Raw genomic sequence first — 19,238 nt, forward strand, 5'->3', positions numbered from 1 at the left:
TGAAAGGCGATCTGATCGATCGCTTTGATGATACCGGAGATTTTTGCCGCCGATTCGGTGATCGCGTGCATGGAGCGGGAGAGCTGTTCTCCCTTTTCATATCCGGCGCGGGCCGAATCGTTGGCGTTTTTCGCGAGGATATCGGCCTGACGGGCGTTGTCAACATTTTGTGAATTGATCGCAGTGGACTCTTCTAACGTCGCGCTCACCTCTTCGACGCTGGAGGCCTGTTCGCTGGCCCCCTGCGCCAGTGACGAGGAGGAGGATGCCACCTGATCGGACGCCGAGGTGATCTGCATCGCCCCGTCGCGGATGGTGGTGACGCTCATGGTGATGGCTTTGTTAATGGAGCGGATCAGGGCTACAGCCATCCAGATATTAACCAAGAACACACACAACAAAATACCAAAAAGCTCCGAGAGCAATCTCTGTTGTTCCTTCTCTCTCACTTTTTTTATCTCTTCCGCATTGGTTTTTACACGTTCCACAATCTCATCAATAATGGCGGATGATTCTCTGTCTTTCCCTTTGACCGCTTTATCGGCGATCAGATGGGCATCCGATGGGGGAGAAGAACGATAGATTTCGAGTGCGGAGGCATAATCGCTATTTAACTTACCATAGGCAGTGTAAAAGAGGGCAACTTTTGCAATAATTTCTCGATTATGCTCACGCTCTTGGTTCAGAAGTGTTTCAAGTTTTTTAATCTCCTCAAGGGTTTTAATATGCGTTTTTTCAAAACCGGAAAGGTATTTTTTAAAGGAGGTTTCATCACCACCCCGTATAAGAATATTTTTCCACTCCTGAACCTGAGTTTTAAACTCAACCTGAGCACTCCGTGCATATTCAATCTCCAAGGCAACCGTATCTCCGGATGATACACTCTCTTCTAAAATACCGCTAAATTGACGGTATCCGAAGATAAACAGGATAAGCATACTGACCAATACCATGGTCACGAGTAAAGAAATCCGCTTTCGGATGGTCCAACTTTTAAACTGCATCATGATCTTTTTCTCCCTTAGTTTTCTGGTTTGTCATTGATATGGAACCGCATCGGATTTTTTCCGGAATGGGGGATGGATATTTTAAATAGAGCGCTTGTACCCACCGTTGTTGCACTAATCTCCCCGCCCATGTGTTCCATAACCATCATTTTAGACATATAGAGTCCAAGCCCTGTCCCCTTTTCGGTCGGTTTGGTCGTGAAGAAGGGGTCGAAAATTTTATCGATGATCGAGTGTTCAATACCGCCGGCATTATCAGAAACTTCGATAATAGTATATCTATCATTTTGATATGTTTTAATGTTAATTGCTTTCCCGACTATCTCTTTGTTTTCAAAAGCATCTCTTGCATTGGCCAGCAGATTTAACATAATATGGGCAAGCTCCTTTTTATAGATAAACAGTTTAATATCATCTTCCAAATCAAGCGTTAATGTAATATTTCTCGTCTCCAGTTGCGGATGTATGATGGTTATGGCACTCTCAAAAACTTTTTTAACGCTTACTAGCTCTTTTTCCCTATTGGGTCTTGAAAAATCCATAAAATCGTTGATGGTAGCTGACATTTTTTGTGCCAACTCCTGAATAAATTCCATTGTGCTGACCAGCTGTTCCTTAGAGAGGGTCCCCAGTTCATTCAGCATATTGATCTTAATAGCAGCGGCGCTGAGGGCATTCAGCGGCTGCCGCCACTGATGGGCAATCATGCCGATCATCTCCCCCATTGCCGCCATTTTGGATTGCTGAAAAAGAAGCTTCTCTTTATGGATGATATTGGCGGATTCTTCCTGAACCAGTTCGGTCAGATGATCGTTAATTTTTTTGAGATTCTCTTCACGCTCTGTAAGTTTTTCGGTCAACTCATTGAGTTCGCAATTGGCTTGGACCAATTCGTTAAAGAGCCATTTACGCTCCGTAATATCAATTTTGCTGGCAACAAAACTGCCGATCTTGCCGCTCTCATCTGCAATAGGGACAATATACATCTCTTCCCAGTAAACATCACCACTCTTTTTTTGATTGGCGACTTCACCATGCCACATTTTTCCATTCGTAATGGTATCCCATAATTTTTGGTAAAAATCTCTATTGTGTACCCCGGATTTCAAAATACTCGGTTTTTTTCCAATAACTTCCGCTACTGTATATCCGGTCATTTCCGTGTATTTTGGATTGACATATTCGATAATACCGTTTTTGTCGGTAAATATGATACCGAGAGGGCTATTTTCAACAATATTTTTTAACCACTTCTTGTGATACCTTTTCTCTTTTCGTAATCGTATCCTCTCTTTTTCAATCCTATCCGAAATAAAATAGACCACTATGAGCGAGAGGATAAAAATAGCTGCGGAAATAGCGTAGAGTGTCTGCTTCCCCTCTTTGGCTTTAGCCAAAACTTCATCTTTGTTTGCATTAATAGCGATATTTAATGTCTCTTCAAATATTCTCCCCGCCGTATAACTGAGGACAATGGTGATCGCAAGGATAAATAATCCGGCGAAAAATGTTGTTTTGTACTGAAACCGTTTTCTTTTTGGAGAAAAATAGTTGTCGTCAAGCATCTTTTTCCCCTCCCCGATGATTCAACTAAGGATAACCGAATCAAAAAAGTTCGAAATCATCTTCCGAACTCTCAATCGCTGTTATATCGTCCGATAAAATCAACTCTATCTGCAAACAGGCGCTAAAAAACGAACTGTCCAGATAGTGTATGTCCAAAGCATTCTGATCGACAAAAATATTTTTTCTCCAATAAACAAGATCCTGCTGTATCCCGACAAGAAGAAAATAGAGTTTACTGAAAATTTTGGGATCGATTTTATCAAAACCAACGCCAAAAAGGAGTGCTGCAAGCGAACGGATGGCATACGACAAATCGTTAAACTGAAACAAAAGGGCAATTTTTCCGGCATATATGTCAAGCTTCGTAGCCACTATAGAGAGTAACTCTAAATTTTTCTCTTCATTCAATTCGTCAAGTACCAGTTCCAGTTCACTCTCCAATTCATGCAGCTCCTGAAGTTCCTGCAATGTCTCGCCATCCAACTCTTCAAGATACTCTTGTGCCGTCGTTTTGTATGTATGGGAACGGCGAAGCACCTCATTTTCGCTACCGCTGATCATCCGGGTTGAAAAATTGTTTTTTGCCGCTTCTCCCCTCTCTCCTCCCGTTTTTTCAGAGGGGAGAGCTTTTTCCTTTGCGGTTACTGGCATGGGCGTTTTGCATGAGATATAACGTTTACGGATAATAAACGTCTCTAGAATGTCACTGTAATTTTGAATTTTAACTTTTTGATACTCTTCCCACGTGATGTCATTAAAGGTATACATCCAATTTTTCCCGTCCATTGTCTCAATCTCGATTTCCCGCTTGATAATACGAAATATTTTTCTTTTTTTATTTCGTGAAATTGAAACTTTGTTTTTCGAGAGATCGTGAGGATTGTATTCATTCAGATTATGAAGATACCCCTCCTCCTTATCGAAAAAATCACTCAGACAATCACCATATTCTTGAAACGTCAGCAGACGTATCGGATCGATCAGGGATGCAAAAGCTTCATTGATGTAACGCACTTCCCCCTCTCCGTAAATAACGCACGGGTTCGGATAGGCGTTGGCGATTTGGTTAATAACCTGATGCGAGGTACGGCTCACCTTCTCCCGGACCTTTAGCGCTTCCAACTCTCTCGCATTTTTGCGATCTTCCAACGTCCGGGCAACTTTATGAAAAACATTTTTGGCACTCTCTTCGGTTATCGGTTTTAAAAGATAGTGGTCCACCTTGAGCTGAATGGAGTCCATAAAAAAATCTCTGTCACTGAATGCGGTCGTAATCACAATCGGAATGTCACGAAATTTCTCCCGAATCAATCGGGTCATTTCCAAACCGTTCATATTGGGCATTCGGATATCGGTGATGATGATATCGATCGGGTACCGGTTAAAAAAATCCCATCCATCCATCCCATCTTCCGCCACGTACACTTTTTGAAAAAAAATCTCCAACAAAGGGGCCATAGTAATTCGGCTGATCGCTTCGTCTTCAACATACAAAACCGTATAGTTTTCCGTTAATGCCTGAATCTCTTTTATAGTGTGCATTTGGGTTCCCCTAAAAAATAACCTTGAGAATAATCGATATCCAGCTCCATCACTTTTTCGTGGATCGATTGGTTATGGACAAATTCGGCAATCACTTTTGCTCCGATACTTTTGGCAAATTGTGTGATATTTTTCGCAATTTTGTAACTGTTTTCATTTTTATCGATCTCCTTGATAAAACTACCGTCTATCTTGATAAAATCGACATTCAGACGGTGAACACGCTCAAAATTTGAATTCTGGGCACCGAAATCGTCGATGGCCAATTGAAAACCGTACCGTTTGAGTTCTTTTAGCTGATTGAGATTTTGATCCGTCGCATGTGCACTGATACCTTCAAGGACCTCCAGTACGATACGATCCGGATTGATCCGATATCGTTGGGCCGTTGTCAGGAGAAAATCGCTCAGATAATTATCATTCAGGTCCTGTTCACCGATATTGATGGAAAAACTAAAAAGGTTGTCTTTGAAAAAGTCAAAGCTTTTTTCGATCATACTGCGGGTAACACTCGGAAGCATTCCGGTCAATTCAGCTGCTTTGATAAAGTAGAAAGGGGATAAAATCTCGCCATTATAAATCAAACGGGCCAACACTTCATATTTTTCAATATTATACGTTCTATTATTAACAATCGGCTGATAATAGGGGATGAGTAAATCTTTATTAATGGCCTCAAAAAGGATCGGGACATGACGCTGGATCTCTTTTTGGTAGTTTTCGAAATACGAATCGGGTTGGTATTTGTGTATCCGGTTTTTACCGAGCTGGCGCGCCTCTTTCAGTGCGATATGGGCATTTTTTAAAAAATCCCCTTTCCCCTCGGCAATCGAAATCGTCGCGGTGAATCGCACGGAGATATGTTCATGTTCGATCGGAAAACTCCCGATTTTTTCTTTGAGCGATTCGGCAAACGTTTCTACCTCTTCCACCGAAAAAGAGTAAAAAATATAAACAAATTCATCGTGCCCCAAACGAAACAGCACGGCGCTATCCGGGCTGTTTTGTTGAAAAAAATCGGCAATTTTTTTCAAAATCATATCCCCGTTGTAATAACCGTAACTCATATTGATATTGTCGAAATTATCAATATTGAGCAGTAAAATGATTTTATCTTCCTCTTCTTCGATAAGTGCATTAAATTTGTTACGGTTGTAAAGGCCCGTCAACGGATCGGTAATCGCCAATTGTCGAAGTTCCGTGGTTTTTAAATAAATTTCATGCTCAAGACTTTGATAGTAGTTTGTTATCAGTTGCTCACTGTGCAGCGTGCGTGTCACCTTTTGAAGCGTATCCATCAACTGTTCCAACTCTACCGGCTTCATAATAAAGCCGTCAATCCCCATCCGAATCGCTTTTACTAAATATTCACCGGTATCATACGCTGAAAAAATGATGATTTTTTGGATGCAATTGTCGGCTTTTATTTTTTCAGTCAGTTGTATCCCATCCATACGAGGCATATCGATATCGGTAATCACAAGATCAAATTTTTGCTTTTGGTACCGTTCCCACCCCTCTTGTCCGTCCGATGCGGTTTGGGTTTCCTGAAAAAAGAGGGCAAAAACCTGTGACAATGCCTCACGTGAAGCCGAATCGTCTTCGACAAAAAGAAGGGTTAATTTTTTAGTCTGTTCGATCAGTGAATACCGTTCTCCCATTTTAACATCCTTGCTCACATGCAACCGTGGATCACCCTTTTGGATGAGATATCTTAAACAAAATAAAACACGATATTAGTATATTTTAATGAAAATAAGAGGGGTTTACTCCTTATTTAATAATATTAAACTTAAAAAATCCGACAAAAAGTGACCAAAAAGTGATGTTTTGATTTTATTCAGCCCCTTTTGTATCGCTATTATCAAACCAAAAGATTGTAAGCGATATAATTTCAAAAAATAAAGATCAAGGACTTTGATTTGAGAAGTCATTTTTGTACCGATTTAAGTGAACAAAACGTCGGAGAAGCCGTCGTCCTCTGCGGCTGGGCAAACAGTTATCGTGACCACGGCGGAATCGTTTTTATCGATCTTCGCGATAAAAGCGGTCTTATTCAACTTGTGTGTGATCCTACGGATAACGCCCATTCGCATAAAGTTGCCAGTGAAGTGCGCGATGAATTCGTCCTTATTGCCAAAGGACGTATACGTGCACGCGGCGAAGGTTTAGTCAATCCCCGCCTTAAAACCGGCGGCATTGAAGTCGTAGTCGAAGAGCTGATCATTGAAAACCGCTCCGAGCCTGTCCCTTTTGTGATCGGCGACAACAGTGTCGGCGAAGAGACACGACTCAAATACCGGTATCTTGATTTACGAAATCCCGCTTCGTACAATACTTTCAAACTCCGTTCCAAAGCGGCAATCGCGGCACGGAATGTCCTTGACAATCTTGGATTTTTGGAAGTCGAAACGCCGATTCTCACCAAATCGACTCCGGAAGGGGCGCGTGATTATCTCGTCCCAAGCCGTGTCCATGAGGGGGAATTCTACGCCCTTCCCCAGTCACCGCAGCTGTTTAAGCAACTGTTGATGGTCGGTGGATTCGACCGCTATTTCCAGATCGCCAAATGTTTCCGAGACGAAGATTTGCGTGCGGACCGTCAACCGGAGTTCACCCAGATCGACGTCGAGATGAGTTTTTGCAATCAAGAAGACGTTATCCGTGTTGCCGAAGAGCTGATTACGGGGATGTTCGCCTCTGCAGGCCACGAAGTCTCTACGCCGTTCAACCGTATCAAATACTCCGATGCGATGGAGTGGTACGGATCCGATAAACCCGACCTCCGCTACGATCTTAAAATGGTCGATGTGATCGATATCTTTGCACGCTGCGACAATGAGATTTTCACCTCCATCGCCGCCAATCCGAAAATGAACCGGATCAAAGCGCTTCGGGTACCGGGTGCCGATCTGGTGTTCTCCAAGCGGGAAATGAAAAGTTTCGAAGACTATGTCCGCAAATTCGGGGCCAAAGGTCTGGGATATTTTCAAATGAAAGAAGAGGGTCTCAAAGGGCCGTTGGAGAAATTCTTTGCTCCCGAAGATCTTCAGCTCCTCATTGATCGAACCGGTATGGAAGTGGGAGACGTCGTCTTTTTCGGTGCGGGGGATAAGAAAACGGTATGGGACTATATGGGGCGATTCCGTATCTTCATTGCGGAACACGAGAAGATGAACCTGATCGACAAAGAGCGTTTCGAGTTTGTCTGGGTCGTCGATTTCCCGATGTTCGAGATCGAAGAGGGGCGGGTCAAAGCACTGCATCACCCCTTTACGATGCCGCGTGATCTAAACCACGAGCATATCGAAGATATCGAATCGATCGCCTACGACATCGTCCTCAACGGCACCGAACTCGGCGGCGGATCGATCCGTATCCATAAACAGGCGCTTCAGGAAGAGATCTTCAAACTTCTCGGTATCGGCGAAGAGGAAGCGCAGGAGAAGTTCGGATTCCTCCTCGATGCACTCAAATTCGGCGCCCCTCCGCATGGCGGTTTTGCGATCGGCTTTGACCGTTTCATGATGCTGTTGTCTAAAAAAGACTCAATTCGTGACGTTATCGCTTTCCCGAAAACACAGAAAGCGTCGTGTATCATGACCCATGCACCAAGCCCGGTCGAACTAACCCAATTGCGTGAGCTCCATATCCGTTTACGCGAAAGCGCAAAGTAATCGATGAAGAAACTTTTTTTAATTATCGGTGCACCCGGATCAGGTAAAACAACCGATGCGGCCATAATAGCCAAACAAAACAGTGATAGGATCGTCCATTATTCAACGGGAGACCTTCTTCGCGCCGAAGTCGCATCGGGCAGCGAGCGCGGCCTCTTAATCGACAGCTTTATCAGCAAAGGGATGATCGTCCCGATCGAAATCGCTATCGAGACGATTACCGGTGCGATTAAAAATGCACCGGCGGATGTTATTTTATTCGACGGTTATCCGCGTTCCCTTGAACAGATGAACGAGCTGGATAAATATCTGCAAAACGACACTTCAATCGAACTGATCAGCGTCATTGAAGTTGCTGTGAGTGAAGCCATAGCACGCGAGCGTGTCCTCGGGCGTGCACGCGGTGCGGATGATGATGAAAAAGTATTTAATAATCGGATGAAGGTTTATACCGATCCCCTATCCGATATCCAAAAGTTTTACGAAGCCAAAAATTGTCTCGTAAAAATCGACGGAGAACGCTCAATCGAAACCATTGTCGATGAGATAGAAAGCTTTATTCAATCAAAATTTAATTAATAGGAATTAATATGAAAATTATTCTTTTAGGCGCACCCGGCGCCGGCAAAGGGACCCAGGCACAATTTTTGACCAAAGCGTTCGACATTCCGCAGATTTCGACGGGTGATATGCTACGCGCTGCCATCAAAGCGGGCACCGAACTCGGAACGCTTGCCAAATCGTTTATGGATGCGGGTAAACTCGTTACCGATGAGATCATTATCGGTCTCGTAAAAGAGCGTATTACCCAAGAAGATTGCAAAAACGGGTTTCTTCTCGACGGATTTCCCCGTACCGTACCGCAAGCCGATGCTTTAAAAGAGGCAGGGGTTGCGATCGATGCCGTCATTGAAATCGATGTTGCCGACAGTGTTATCGTAGAGCGGATGTCCGGACGCCGTGCCCACCTTGCATCGGGACGTACCTACCATGTTGTTTTCAATCCGCCGAAAGTGGAAGGAAAAGACGATGAGAGCGGTGAAGATTTGGTTCTGCGCGACGATGACAAAGCCGAAGTGGTGTTGGACCGATTGCGTGTCTATCATGAACAGACCGCTCCGCTAGTCAACTACTACAAAGGGGTTGCCGCATCAGACTCGTCAGTCAAATACATCACCATCGACGGAACACAAAAGATCGATGCGGTAGAAAAAGAGATCCTTTCCAAACTGAACTAACCGTTTCTACGATTTCCCCGCTTTAATGCGGGAATCGTTCCTTATTCCATGCTATAATCTTTTGTATGAAGAGATCCCATTTTTATACCGTCATTATCGGAACCGAAATTCTCAACGGGCGCAGAGAGGACAAACATTTCTCTTTTATACGTGACGCTTTGTCGGAACGCGGACACCCCCTCTTCGCCTCTTTTACCATCAAAGATGATCCGCACCTTATCCATACCGTCTTTTCTCTCGTTAAAAATGATCCGTACGCCGTGCTCTTTAGCTTTGGCGGAATCGGTTCGACACCGGATGATTTGACACGTCAGATTGCTGCCGATGTTTTCAGCGACGGGGTATTGTCCCCCCATCCGCAGTTTTGTTCCGATATTATTGAACGTTTCGGTGAAACCGCATTTCCCCACCGGATCCATATGGCCGATTTGCCGAAAGGTGCAGAGCTCCTCCCCAATCCGATCAATAATATGTCGGGGTTTGCTCTGGAGGAGCGTTATTTTTTCATGCCGGGATTTCCTGAAATGTCCCATCCCATGACCGAATACGGATTGGATCGCTTTTATCCGCACGCTCCTGTGACGTATCGTAAAACGTTGCTTGCCTATACCAGTGAAAATACATTGATCGACGTTATGGAGAAACTCGATTCAGAGATTGATTTTTCATCCCTCCCGATGATCAACGGGGGAAATCCGATCGTAGAAATATCGGTCGCTTCGAAGGATAAAATCATGTGCGATACCGCGTTTGGGATGTTTATTAGCGCGTTGCGGGAGAGATCCATCCCCTATGAGATTCGCCTTTAACGGTAATGGCGATTGTAGAGCTTTGTGGGGCGGGGGTTGTTCGTTTGAAATTCCGCTTTTAACGCTTCTAACCGCTCCAACCGCTGCTGTGTTGTCGGATGGGTACGGAAAAGATTCGAAAAGGAGATGTTTTTCCCCGCAAAAGGGCTGATAATAAACATATGGGCATTTTCCGGTGTAGCCCCCTGCACTTCGCCGTGTGCGTTGTAATTGGTCAGTTTGATTAACGCATTTTGGAGCCATTCGGGATGGCCGGTCAGTCGTGCAGCACCCTCATCCGCCATAAATTCGCGTGAACGGCTGATCGTCATCTGAATAACGGCCGCCGCAATGGGGAGGAGTATCGCCATAACCAATATCAAGAGGGGATTGGCGTTACGGTTATTACGCCCGAACAGGGCACCGAATTGAAGTATATTGGCAATAAAAGCGACTGCCCCGGCGATGGTTGCCGCTATCGTCGCAATGAGGATATCCCGATGGGTCACATGGGAAAGTTCGTGTGCCATCACCCCTTCCAATTCATCTTCGTTAAGCAGTTCCAGTAATCCGGTCGTAATCGCGACAGCGGCATGTTCAGGATTTCTCCCCGTAGCAAAAGCGTTGGGGATATGATCGTGGATCAGGTATACTTTCGGCATCGGTATGTCGGCCCGCTCCACCAGCCGCTCAACAACGCGGTAGAGTACCGGAGCATGACGGGGATCAATTTCTTGGGCATTGTAATGTTTGAGAATCATCGTATCCGAAAAATAGTAGGCGTAAAAATTCATCCCCCCCGCAAACAAAAGGGCAAGGATCATTCCTGCCGCTCCTCCCAAAAAACCGCCGATAAATACCAGCACTGCACTGAGAGAACCTAACAGTAAAAAGGTCTTAAATTGTTCCATCTCTATCCCCTTGCAACAGAGCTAGGATCGATTTTTTACCCATTTTACGGGCGAAATCGCGTGCACTAAAACCGTGTGAATCACGTGCTTCCACATCTACACCCATTTTAAGCAATGTGCGAATCACCTCCACGCGCCCGTAACATACGGCTCCCATCAGCGGAGTAAATCCGCTTCGGCGTGTTGCATGATTCACATCAAATCCATCTCGGATAAGCCGTTCTACCAGTTTTAGATTATTGTAGGTAACCGCTACATCAAAAACACTGACCCCTTCATTATCCGTATGATGGATATCAGCCCCGTGTTCGATCAAGAGATCGATAATGGCCTCTTCGCACCGGTACCGAAGTGCAAAACAAAGAACCGATTCCCCGTTCTCTTCGGTTTCATTGGCATTTCCCCCATTGTTGAGGTAGTGTTTAATACCGATATAATTGTCCTCTTTTAATAATTCAATCCATTTTTCCATAATATGCCCATAAATAATATCCGGTAGTATATCATGTGTGTTTCAACGCAGACTTAGAATTTATGGATAACATCCGATTCTTAATTGTTAATAGCTCCCCTCTCCGACGGTAATGAGATAGTTCTCGTTGACTTCCATGACATTGAAAGAGTGTTGGCCGCAAAAGCTTTCATTTAATTCCTGTGCCCATGCCCGTGCGATACGGTAAGCATTTTCTTTATCGTCAAAGGTTTTGATTTGCGGCATCTTTTTGCGGACGGCACATTTGCAAAGCTTTTCCACTACAACATGATATTCCATAATATCTCCCTTTTACTTGCAGCCGCAGCCGCCGACCATACCAATGACAAAATTGTCATTCACCTCCACCAATTGGAACTGGTGTTTACCGCAAAAACTCCCCTGCATATAAGCCAATTGGGTTTGTGCCGCCTCATAGGCCGCATCTTTTGCTTCATAGGTCGTGATTTGAGACATCTCCTCTTTTTTTGCACAGCTGCACAATTTTTCGATTACAACATGATGTTCCATCTTATTTCTCCGATACCAAATTTGAAAAACAAATGCATAAGATGTTCTTGTCGCCCCTAATGATCACCCTTTAGTTTCGACTTGAAGCTCTTTTGAAATCGGTATGTAAAATTTTTTCAAATAATCTTTCATCATTCTGCGGGCGCTAAAGTATGGAGAGACACTCATCATCGACTCTTTCATTTTTGCTACCCATCCGTACCGAAGATTTCCATTGCAGCTGTTGTAGTAAAGCGGTACAATCTCCTTTTCAATCGTATCGTAAAGGGATGCCGCATCGGTGTCATTGTTTGAAATTTCACCGCCGAACGTCCAACCGTTTTTCCCGTTGAACCCTTCCGACCACCATCCGTCCAAAACCGAAAGATGCAGTGTTCCGTTCAGTGCCGCTTTCATTCCGCTTGTACCGCATGCTTCCATCGGAATAAGCGGATTGTTGAGCCATACATCGACTCCCCGAACCAGATATTTCGCCACATTTTCACCATAATCTTCGATAAATGCGATACGGCCGCGAAATCGCGGGTCTTGTGCGATTTTAAAAATTCTCTGCAATATTTTTTTCCCCATAATGTCGGAGGGGTGTGCTTTTCCGGCAAAAACGATCTGTACCGGCATCGAAAAGTTGTTGATGATTTTCTCCAGCCTCTCCAAATCGTGCAAAATAAGGGCGGGACGCTTATACTCGGTCATACGGCGTGCAAAACCGATCGTAAGAACATCCGGATCGAGCATTACCCCCTCTGCCATCGCAACAACCGGATCGATCCCCTCATCCGACCATTTTCGACGCACCCGTTCCCGGATGAAATTCACCATCCGCACTTTCCCTGCATAATGGATATTCCACACTATTTCATCATTGATGTCTTCGATACACCCCCATAGATTGGGGTCATCTTGCATCGTTAACCACCGACTCCCCAAGGTGTGTTCCAGCGTTTGGTTCAGTTCTCCCCCCACCCAGGTGGAAAGGTGGATACCGTTCGTCACGTAATCGATCGGAACCGGATCGATTGAATCTTTCGGAAAAATATTTTTCCACATCTCCCGCGCCACATCGCAATGCTTTTTACTCACCGCATTGCGATTGTTGCACATTTTAAGACCGAATACCGTCATATTAAAACCGGCATTCGGATCGTCCGGATTGAGTCCGTAACTCATAAATGTCTCTTTATCCATCCCCAGACGCTGCCAATACTCCTGAAAATATTTCCCGATCATATCAAAACTGTAAACATCGGTTGCCGCTTGCAAAGGGGTATGGGTCGTAAAGATCGATGTTTTTTTTACCCTCTCAATCGCTTCATCCAGAGTCAAATGGTTATTTTCAATACAGTTTCGTACCCGTTCAAAGAGGGCGAATGCGGGATACCCTTCGTTAAGATGCAAAATGGCGTATTCAATCCCCAGTTTTTCCAAAACCCGATACCCCCCTATCCCCAATACGATCTGCTGTCGGAGGCGTTGATTGATATCGGAGGTGTAGAGTCTGGAGGAGATTTGACGGTCCCAGGGATCATTTTGATCGATATCGGTATCAAGAAGATAGAGCGTGACACGGCCGACATTAATCTTCCAGATGCTCGCATACACCGGCGGATCGATAAAAGGGACCTGAATCGTAAAATGGTCCCCCTTTTCATCCAAAACCCGTTCAATCGGTGCGGCATCCTGCACGATCGGCTCCTTCGTACCGTTTTGCCACCCGTCCGTACCGATAACCTGACGTACATACCCTTGCGGATACATAAATCCTATCCCGACCATCGGCAGCCCCATATCACTCGATTCTTTGAGAATATCTCCGGCCAAAAAGCCCAATCCTCCCGAATAGATCGGAACCGTATGGTGCAATCCGTACTCTGCACAAAAATAGGCGATCGGAAAGAGCTCCTCTTTCAAGCAGCTGTTCTTATCGTTGATATAGTCGCGAAACAGCGCATAAACATAGCTGTACTCTCTCATAAAACGCTCATTCTTACTCGCTGCTTCCAGCGCTTCCGGAGAGATTTTTTGAAGCATCGCAATGGGGTTATGTTCGCTCTCTTTCCACAAATAGGGATTTAAGTTTCTAAAAATTTTTTTCCCTCTTGAATTCCATGTCCACCATAAATTCAACGCAATCTCCCCTAACCCTTTGAGCGCTTCAGGCAGTTGGGGGATAACGATATTTTTCGTTCCTTGGGTAAGATCAGATCCTAACATGATTTCTTCCGTTCTCCTTGACGCTGTAGAGTTGTTTATCGGCTTGTTTATAAAGTTCCTCACAAGTTAGCGTAGAATCGGGATAGTAAACGGCTATTCCGATCGATATCGTTACATAGGGTGATACCGTATTTTTTGTATGCGGTATTAAAAGCGCTTCGGTATCTTTGCAAATTCGACGGGCAAGTTCTCGATATTGCGCTTCATTCAAACCGCTTAACACTACACCGAACTCTTCACCTCCAAGCCTGAAAGCGTATTCACCGCTTCGTGATGTATACCCTTTCAAAACATCGGCGATCCGGCTTAATACCCTATCCCCTTCCTGATGCCCGTAGGTGTCATTATACAATTTAAAATGGTCAACATCAACCATCATCAGCGCCAGAGTCGAACCGTGCCGCTTGATACGATTCATCTCTTCCTTCATTGTCTTGACATAAAAACGGCGATTGTACAATCCCGTCATCGGATCGGTGATTGCCAGCTCCTCAACCATTTTCTTGTCGGTAATATCATGCCGAATTGCGGTGTAACTGATAACTTTCCCCTCTTCGAAATCCGGTGAAATTGTCGTATCAACCCAGTAATATCCGCCGTCGGCTTTGAGATTTTTAATTTCACCCTGCCAGATTTTCCCTTTTTGAATCGTCCGCCACAGTTCATCGAAAAAGAGATCGGGCATATCGGGATGGCGTATAATCCGGTGGTTCTTTCCGATCAGCTCCTCTTTGGTGTAGCCGCTGATCTTACAAAATGCTTCTGATGCATAGATAATGGTACCCGCTTTATCCGTTTGGGAAGTGATAACGTACTTATCGACCGTGTCGATGTATTGTCGCAGTTGGATTGATTTGATCCGAATTCGATCTTCGAGTGTACGGTTAAGATCTTCTATCTCCTCTTTTTGTTTTAAAAGCTGTATGTTTTGTCCATTCAACTGCGTCACTTTCTGATTGATATCGCGGGACATTTTCCGGAATGTCCGGATCAGCAGCTGCCACTCCTGATCGTACGAACACTCTTCCTCATCGATGACGTAATCCCCTTTCGAAATCTGATCGGCATACCGGGTCAACTTTTCAATCGTATGGGAAAAGGTACGAATCAGCGTAACGACCATCCCGATAACAATACTCACGCCGATCAAAAATAAAATAAAGATGGACACGGCCTGACGATGCCATGTTTGCAACAGCTCTTTCTGGTCAATCGTCACAACAACGTTCATACGAAAATCATTTTGATATCCCCATGCCGCCGCAAGATCATCCCCATCCTGCCGTGGAAGGTAACATTGTCCGCTCTCCCCTTCCAAAAGATTAACAATCGGCAAAATGTCCGATACCCCCGAGGGGTTAAATGCTTCAACCTTATTGAACCTTAACGGTGCGGCGATCAAGGGGAGACTATTGTATTGGAACATCGCGATAACGTCCCCCGTTTTACCCAGTTCCGAATAGTCATTAATAACCTTCTGTATTTGTCTATTATCGATTTGCACCGCTAAAACTCCGACGGTTTTACCGTTTTTGATAATCGGTTCGGCTATAAAGGCGGCATAATCGTTACTCGGAGTATAAAATTCGTAATTTGAGATTTTCGGGGGGGCATTGCGAAGTGCGGCATGAAATACCTGAGCCAGTTGCGTACCGCGATAGGGACCCTCCAGCAGATTGGTAGAGAAATCGCTTTCGTGTTTGACGGTAAAAATGATATCCCCGGAGGGGGTAATGACAAATATGTCGTAAAATCCGTTTTTTTCGGCAAATTCAGCCAAATTACTACGTAATAACCGGGGAGAATTGTCCCAAAACGATTTTTCAAAAATAAGATGGTGACGAGAGACAAAAAAAATCAGCTGATTGAGAGTGTGCAGTGCGACGTACTGATGGCGCGCATACGTCCCGATTTGTTCAAGTTTATGGGAAAGGATTTTCTCCAGCCGCTCCAATCCGTTGTTTCGAATGGTATTGCGCACCTCCCATCCGATCGTAATCAGAGTAATCAAGGTTACGGTAGAAATTGCAATCAGTCCGATGAGCGCCCTTTTCAGTACGGTCATATTCTTCGGCGAGAGCATGAACGGATCCTCCCTTCCCCCTTTTTATTTACCGGATGGCACTAAATATCACAAACTCATCTCTCTTCTATTTTAAAAATTCTACATCTGATTATAAAATTTATTGCCCGTAAAAGGATTTGTCTTATTTTTAAAAGAAATAATTTAGATATTAGAAAGAGTAGTTTTTTTTTGAGATATCTCTTCGACCGTGTTGATTTCGTGATATAATAAAGTGATTCAGTATAGGGAGTGATGCCATGGAAGCAACCGACTGCAGGCAAATCGAACAAGCACATCAAGAGTGGATAGCAGCACTGGATGTAGTGGAATACCCTATTTTTATGCATGACCGCGAATTTCGTATCCTTCGATGCAACCGTGCTTATCAGCAGCTTAGCGGGCTTTCTTTTAACGAAATCATCGGAAAACCCTATTATGACCTCCTCCCAAAAACCGGTGCTCCGCTTCACCACTGTCTCGAAGTGTTGACGCATCCCGAATCCGAAGCGAAAGAAGAGGAGATAGAAATTGACGGAACTACTTTTCGATCCCGTTCCTACTCGATCCGAAACGACGGCGGCGAGTACCTCTACTCCCTCCATACGCTGGAAGACATCACCGCAAAACGGCGAATGGAACACGCCTTAAGCCAGAGCGAAGAGAAATTCCGCGCCCTCGTCGAATCCACCAGCGACTGGATCTGGGAAGTCGACGCTACCGGACACTATACCTATGTCAGTCCGCGTATCGAAACCTTATTGGGCTACACTCCGCAAGAGGTACTGGGCAAATCTCCTTTTGATTTAATGTTCCCGGATGAGGCACAGCGAATTTCCGACGAATTCATAACCCTTATCACCCAACGCTCCCCCATCGTGGGGTTGGAAAATACCAATCTCTGCAAGGACGGCACCCTCAAAACCCTCGAAACCAGCGGGGTTCCCTATTTTGACGAAAAGGGGGAGTTTGCCGGGTACCGGGGAATCGACCGGGACGTTACCAAACGGATAGCCGCAGAAAATGGTCTGCGGGAGAGCGAAGAGCGATACCGCTCCCTTTTTGAAACGATGCTCAACGGTTTTGCCTATTGCCGGATGCTCTATGATGAGGGGGGAAATCCGATCGATTTCATCTACCTGATGGTCAACAAAGCGTTTGAACAGCAGACCGGATTGACAAACGTCACCGGAAAACGGGTCAGCGAAGTGATCCCGGGCATACGCGAATCGGATCCGGAGCTTCTCATGCGCTATGCCAAAGTGGCGCAAGGAGGTGAACCGGAGCAGTTTGAAATCTATCTGCAATCGATGGAGATGTGGTTTTTTATTTCGATTTACAGCACCCAGAAAGATTATTTCGTAGCCGTTTTTGACGTCATTACAGAGCGGAAAAAAGCTGAAGAGGGGTTACGCAATGAAGCCCATCGGCGTCAACTGCTGATGGAAAACTCCCATGACGGCATTGCCGTCATTGACGATCACTTCCAGATTATCGAGACCAATGCCCAAATGGCTAAAATGCTCGGCTATACCCCCGAAGAGATGCTCGGCTTGCACGTATGGGATTTTGAGGGGGTATCGGATGAAAACGCTATCCGGAAAAACTTTGCCGACATCCCCAACGTCAATATGACGATCGAAACCCGTCATCGCCGCAAGGACAGATCGTACTACGATGCGGAGGTGAGCATCAGCGGACTGAGAATCGACGATAGAGCGATGACGTTTACCATTACCCGGGATATCACCGAACGCAAACGTTCCGAAGAGTCTCTTTACCGCGCCAACCGCGCCCTCAAAACCCTCTCGGCCGGAAATATGGCTCTGGTTCGGACCAAAACCGAAAACGATCTCCTCAAAACGGTATGCGACATTATTGTCGACCAAGCGGGATACAGCCTCGCTGCCGTCGTATATGCCGATGACAACGCCGAAAAAACGATCTCATTCATGGCGGGAGCCGGGATGAACGGCCAAGACCACGACTGGGCGGCACAGCTCACATGGGCGGATACTCCGCAGGGACAATTGCCCGTCTCTCTCGCAATACGGAGCAAAGAGACACAGGTGTGTCACAATATCGCCTGTGCAATCGGATTCAATCCATGGAAAGAGAGTGCCCTCTCTCAGGGGTATGTCTCCAATATCGCTCTGCCCCTTTTCAACGATGAGATACCCTTCGGTGCCCTGTGTATTTATTCAACCGAAGAAAATGCCTTCGATACGGCAGAAATCAAGCTTCTCGAAGAGCTCGCGGACGATCTTGCCTACGGGATACTGAACCTCCGTACCCGGGTTGCCCACGAACAGCAAGCGGCACTTCTGCGCCAAAGTCTGGAAGAATCGATCCAGACAATCGCCGCTACGGTCGAAGCGCGCGATCCCTATACCGCAGGTCATCAGCGCCGGGTCGCCGAACTGGCAACGGCGATTGCCCGAGAGATGCAACTTGAGGAAGAGCAAATTCGGGGAATCCATTTTGCTTCCATCATCCACGATCTGGGCAAAATCCATATACCGGCCGAAATCCTCTCCAAGCCCGGACGGCTCAACGCCATCGAATTCATGCTGATTCAAACCCATTCGCAAGAGGGGTACAATATCCTCAAAGAGGTCCATTTCCCGTGGCCGATTGCCGAAACCATTCTCCAGCACCATGAAAAACTCGACGGCAGCGGCTATCCAAACGGTCTCAAAGGGGATGCAATACGAATTGAAGCGAAGATCATCACCGTAGCCGACATTATGGAAGCGATGTCTTCTCACCGCCCTTACCGCGCCGCTTTAGGGATAGAACCGGCTTTGAATGAGATCGAAAGGGGCAAAGGGATCCAGTATGATTCCGCCGTCGTCGATGCATGCAGCCGCCTTTTTCTCGAAAAAGGGTTTCAATTCACTTACGATTAATTTTTAATCTTTACGAAAGCGGTGTTGTTTGAACCACGAAATAGAGTTCGTCTTTTAAGGCATTGAGGGATTTGACGACATTATTACGGCGTGTCTCATCGAGTTCGAAATGTTGTTCGATCGAATCGTAAATCCGGTCGATGCTTGCGTAGATTTCTACCATAAGCTCGGCTTTAATTTTATCGTGTACGGCGGCCATAAAGTGTCCTGTTTTTTGACTTAATCTTTCGAAAAAGATTTAACCAAAAAAATCTCCCAATTGGGAGAAAGTGACGAAGAATCAATGAAGTTTTGTTCCAAGATAGAACAGATTTTACCTCATAG

Annotated in this window: 15 protein-coding genes and 1 pseudogene; 5 read left to right on the forward strand and 11 right to left on the reverse strand. The window is 45.4% G+C overall.

What is annotated here, in order from left to right; all coding sequences use genetic code 11:
- The 4 genes and pseudogenes from M0P91_RS02410 to M0P91_RS02425 form a co-directional block, all read right to left on the reverse strand.
- Nucleotides 1–1,007: pseudogene (locus tag M0P91_RS02410) on the reverse strand (chemotaxis protein); the annotation flags it as partial.
- A gap of 14 nt (nt 1,008–1,021) precedes the next feature.
- Complete coding sequence (locus M0P91_RS02415; protein ID WP_295063989.1) at nt 1,022–2,572, reverse strand: PAS domain-containing sensor histidine kinase; 1,551 nt, start codon at nt 2,570–2,572, stop codon at nt 1,022–1,024.
- 40 nt (nt 2,573–2,612) lie between these two features.
- Nucleotides 2,613–4,115, reverse strand: a complete 1,503-nt coding sequence (locus tag M0P91_RS02420; protein ID WP_295063992.1) for a response regulator — start codon at nt 4,113–4,115, stop codon at nt 2,613–2,615.
- On the reverse strand, nt 4,103–5,776 hold the full coding sequence (locus M0P91_RS02425) for an EAL domain-containing protein (protein ID WP_295063995.1): 1,674 nt from the start codon (nt 5,774–5,776) through the stop codon (nt 4,103–4,105). Before M0P91_RS02425 ends, M0P91_RS02420 begins: the two co-directional genes overlap by 13 nt.
- Before the next feature lie 261 nt (nt 5,777–6,037).
- Here M0P91_RS02425 and aspS point away from each other — a divergent pair, with 261 nt between their 5' ends.
- The 4 genes from aspS to M0P91_RS02445 all read left to right on the forward strand — a co-directional run bounded on the left by aspS (nt 6,038) and on the right by M0P91_RS02445 (nt 9,839).
- A complete protein-coding gene (gene aspS / locus M0P91_RS02430; RefSeq protein WP_295063998.1) occupies nt 6,038–7,792 on the forward strand; it encodes an aspartate--tRNA ligase in 1,755 nt (584 codons plus the stop codon).
- A 3-nt stretch (nt 7,793–7,795) separates the two neighbouring features.
- Nucleotides 7,796–8,371: an adenylate kinase gene (locus M0P91_RS02435; RefSeq protein ID WP_295064001.1), complete on the forward strand. Its 576-nt coding sequence runs from the start codon at nt 7,796–7,798 to the stop codon at nt 8,369–8,371.
- Nucleotides 8,372–8,382: 11 nt separating this feature from the next.
- Nucleotides 8,383–9,030, forward strand: a complete 648-nt coding sequence (gene adk, locus M0P91_RS02440) for an adenylate kinase (RefSeq protein ID WP_295064004.1) — start codon at nt 8,383–8,385, stop codon at nt 9,028–9,030.
- Nucleotides 9,031–9,095: 65 nt separating this feature from the next.
- Nucleotides 9,096–9,839 (forward strand): molybdopterin-binding protein, encoded by a 744-nt coding sequence (locus tag M0P91_RS02445; RefSeq protein ID WP_295064007.1) that lies wholly within the window; start codon nt 9,096–9,098, stop codon nt 9,837–9,839.
- Here the strand turns inward: M0P91_RS02445 and htpX are convergent.
- From htpX to M0P91_RS02475, 6 genes are all read right to left on the reverse strand, one after another.
- Entirely contained in the window at nt 9,836–10,729 is an 894-nt protein-coding gene (gene htpX, locus M0P91_RS02450) for a zinc metalloprotease HtpX (RefSeq protein WP_295064010.1), read from the reverse strand. The genes M0P91_RS02445 and htpX overlap by 4 nt on opposite strands.
- A complete protein-coding gene (locus tag M0P91_RS02455; protein WP_295064013.1) occupies nt 10,716–11,201 on the reverse strand; it encodes an ankyrin repeat domain-containing protein in 486 nt (161 codons plus the stop codon). Before M0P91_RS02455 ends, htpX begins: the two co-directional genes overlap by 14 nt.
- 87 nt (nt 11,202–11,288) lie before the next feature.
- Entirely contained in the window at nt 11,289–11,501 is a 213-nt protein-coding gene (locus M0P91_RS02460) for a hypothetical protein (protein WP_295064015.1), read from the reverse strand.
- 12 nt (nt 11,502–11,513) lie between these two features.
- Nucleotides 11,514–11,732 carry a hypothetical protein gene (locus M0P91_RS02465; RefSeq protein ID WP_295064018.1) on the reverse strand — a complete coding sequence of 73 codons (219 nt, stop codon included), beginning with the start codon at nt 11,730–11,732 and terminating at the stop codon, nt 11,514–11,516.
- A gap of 63 nt (nt 11,733–11,795) precedes the next feature.
- Nucleotides 11,796–13,943: an alpha-glucan family phosphorylase gene (gene glgP, locus M0P91_RS02470; RefSeq protein ID WP_295064021.1), complete on the reverse strand. Its 2,148-nt coding sequence runs from the start codon at nt 13,941–13,943 to the stop codon at nt 11,796–11,798.
- Nucleotides 13,930–16,026, reverse strand: coding sequence for a diguanylate cyclase (locus M0P91_RS02475; RefSeq protein WP_295064024.1), 2,097 nt, complete (start codon nt 16,024–16,026; stop codon nt 13,930–13,932). The genes glgP and M0P91_RS02475 overlap by 14 nt, the downstream gene beginning before the upstream one ends.
- A gap of 239 nt (nt 16,027–16,265) precedes the next feature.
- Between M0P91_RS02475 and M0P91_RS02480 the strand changes: the two genes are divergently transcribed.
- On the forward strand, nt 16,266–18,914 hold the full coding sequence (locus M0P91_RS02480; protein WP_295064027.1) for a PAS domain S-box protein: 2,649 nt from the start codon (nt 16,266–16,268) through the stop codon (nt 18,912–18,914).
- Between the two features lie 10 nt (nt 18,915–18,924).
- Here the strand turns inward: M0P91_RS02480 and M0P91_RS02485 are convergent, their stop codons facing one another.
- Entirely contained in the window at nt 18,925–19,113 is a 189-nt protein-coding gene (locus tag M0P91_RS02485; protein WP_295064030.1) for a hypothetical protein, read from the reverse strand.
- Nucleotides 19,114–19,238: the final 125 nt, after the last annotated feature.

The organism is Sulfuricurvum sp., from assembly GCF_023229695.1.
Lineage (GTDB): Bacteria > Campylobacterota > Campylobacteria > Campylobacterales > Sulfurimonadaceae > Sulfuricurvum.

What these genes read in the sequence shown, in the direction of transcription:
- M0P91_RS02415 (WP_295063989.1), bottom strand. Translation starts at nt 2,572, where the DNA reads ATGCTTGACGACAACTATTTTTCTCCAAAAAGAAAACGGTTTCAGTAC.
- M0P91_RS02420 (WP_295063992.1), bottom strand. Translation starts at nt 4,115, where the DNA reads ATGCACACTATAAAAGAGATTCAGGCATTAACGGAAAACTATACGGTT.
- M0P91_RS02425 (WP_295063995.1), bottom strand. Translation starts at nt 5,776, where the DNA reads ATGGGAGAACGGTATTCACTGATCGAACAGACTAAAAAATTAACCCTT.
- M0P91_RS02435 (WP_295064001.1), top strand. Translation starts at nt 7,796, where the DNA reads ATGAAGAAACTTTTTTTAATTATCGGTGCACCCGGATCAGGTAAAACA.
- adk (WP_295064004.1), top strand. Translation starts at nt 8,383, where the DNA reads ATGAAAATTATTCTTTTAGGCGCACCCGGCGCCGGCAAAGGGACCCAG.
- M0P91_RS02445 (WP_295064007.1), top strand. Translation starts at nt 9,096, where the DNA reads ATGAAGAGATCCCATTTTTATACCGTCATTATCGGAACCGAAATTCTC.
- htpX (WP_295064010.1), bottom strand. Translation starts at nt 10,729, where the DNA reads ATGGAACAATTTAAGACCTTTTTACTGTTAGGTTCTCTCAGTGCAGTG.
- M0P91_RS02455 (WP_295064013.1), bottom strand. Translation starts at nt 11,201, where the DNA reads ATGGAAAAATGGATTGAATTATTAAAAGAGGACAATTATATCGGTATT.
- M0P91_RS02460 (WP_295064015.1), bottom strand. Translation starts at nt 11,501, where the DNA reads ATGGAATATCATGTTGTAGTGGAAAAGCTTTGCAAATGTGCCGTCCGC.
- M0P91_RS02465 (WP_295064018.1), bottom strand. Translation starts at nt 11,732, where the DNA reads ATGGAACATCATGTTGTAATCGAAAAATTGTGCAGCTGTGCAAAAAAA.
- glgP (WP_295064021.1), bottom strand. Translation starts at nt 13,943, where the DNA reads ATGTTAGGATCTGATCTTACCCAAGGAACGAAAAATATCGTTATCCCC.
- M0P91_RS02475 (WP_295064024.1), bottom strand. Translation starts at nt 16,026, where the DNA reads ATGCTCTCGCCGAAGAATATGACCGTACTGAAAAGGGCGCTCATCGGA.
- M0P91_RS02480 (WP_295064027.1), top strand. Translation starts at nt 16,266, where the DNA reads ATGGAAGCAACCGACTGCAGGCAAATCGAACAAGCACATCAAGAGTGG.
- M0P91_RS02485 (WP_295064030.1), bottom strand. Translation starts at nt 19,113, where the DNA reads ATGGCCGCCGTACACGATAAAATTAAAGCCGAGCTTATGGTAGAAATC.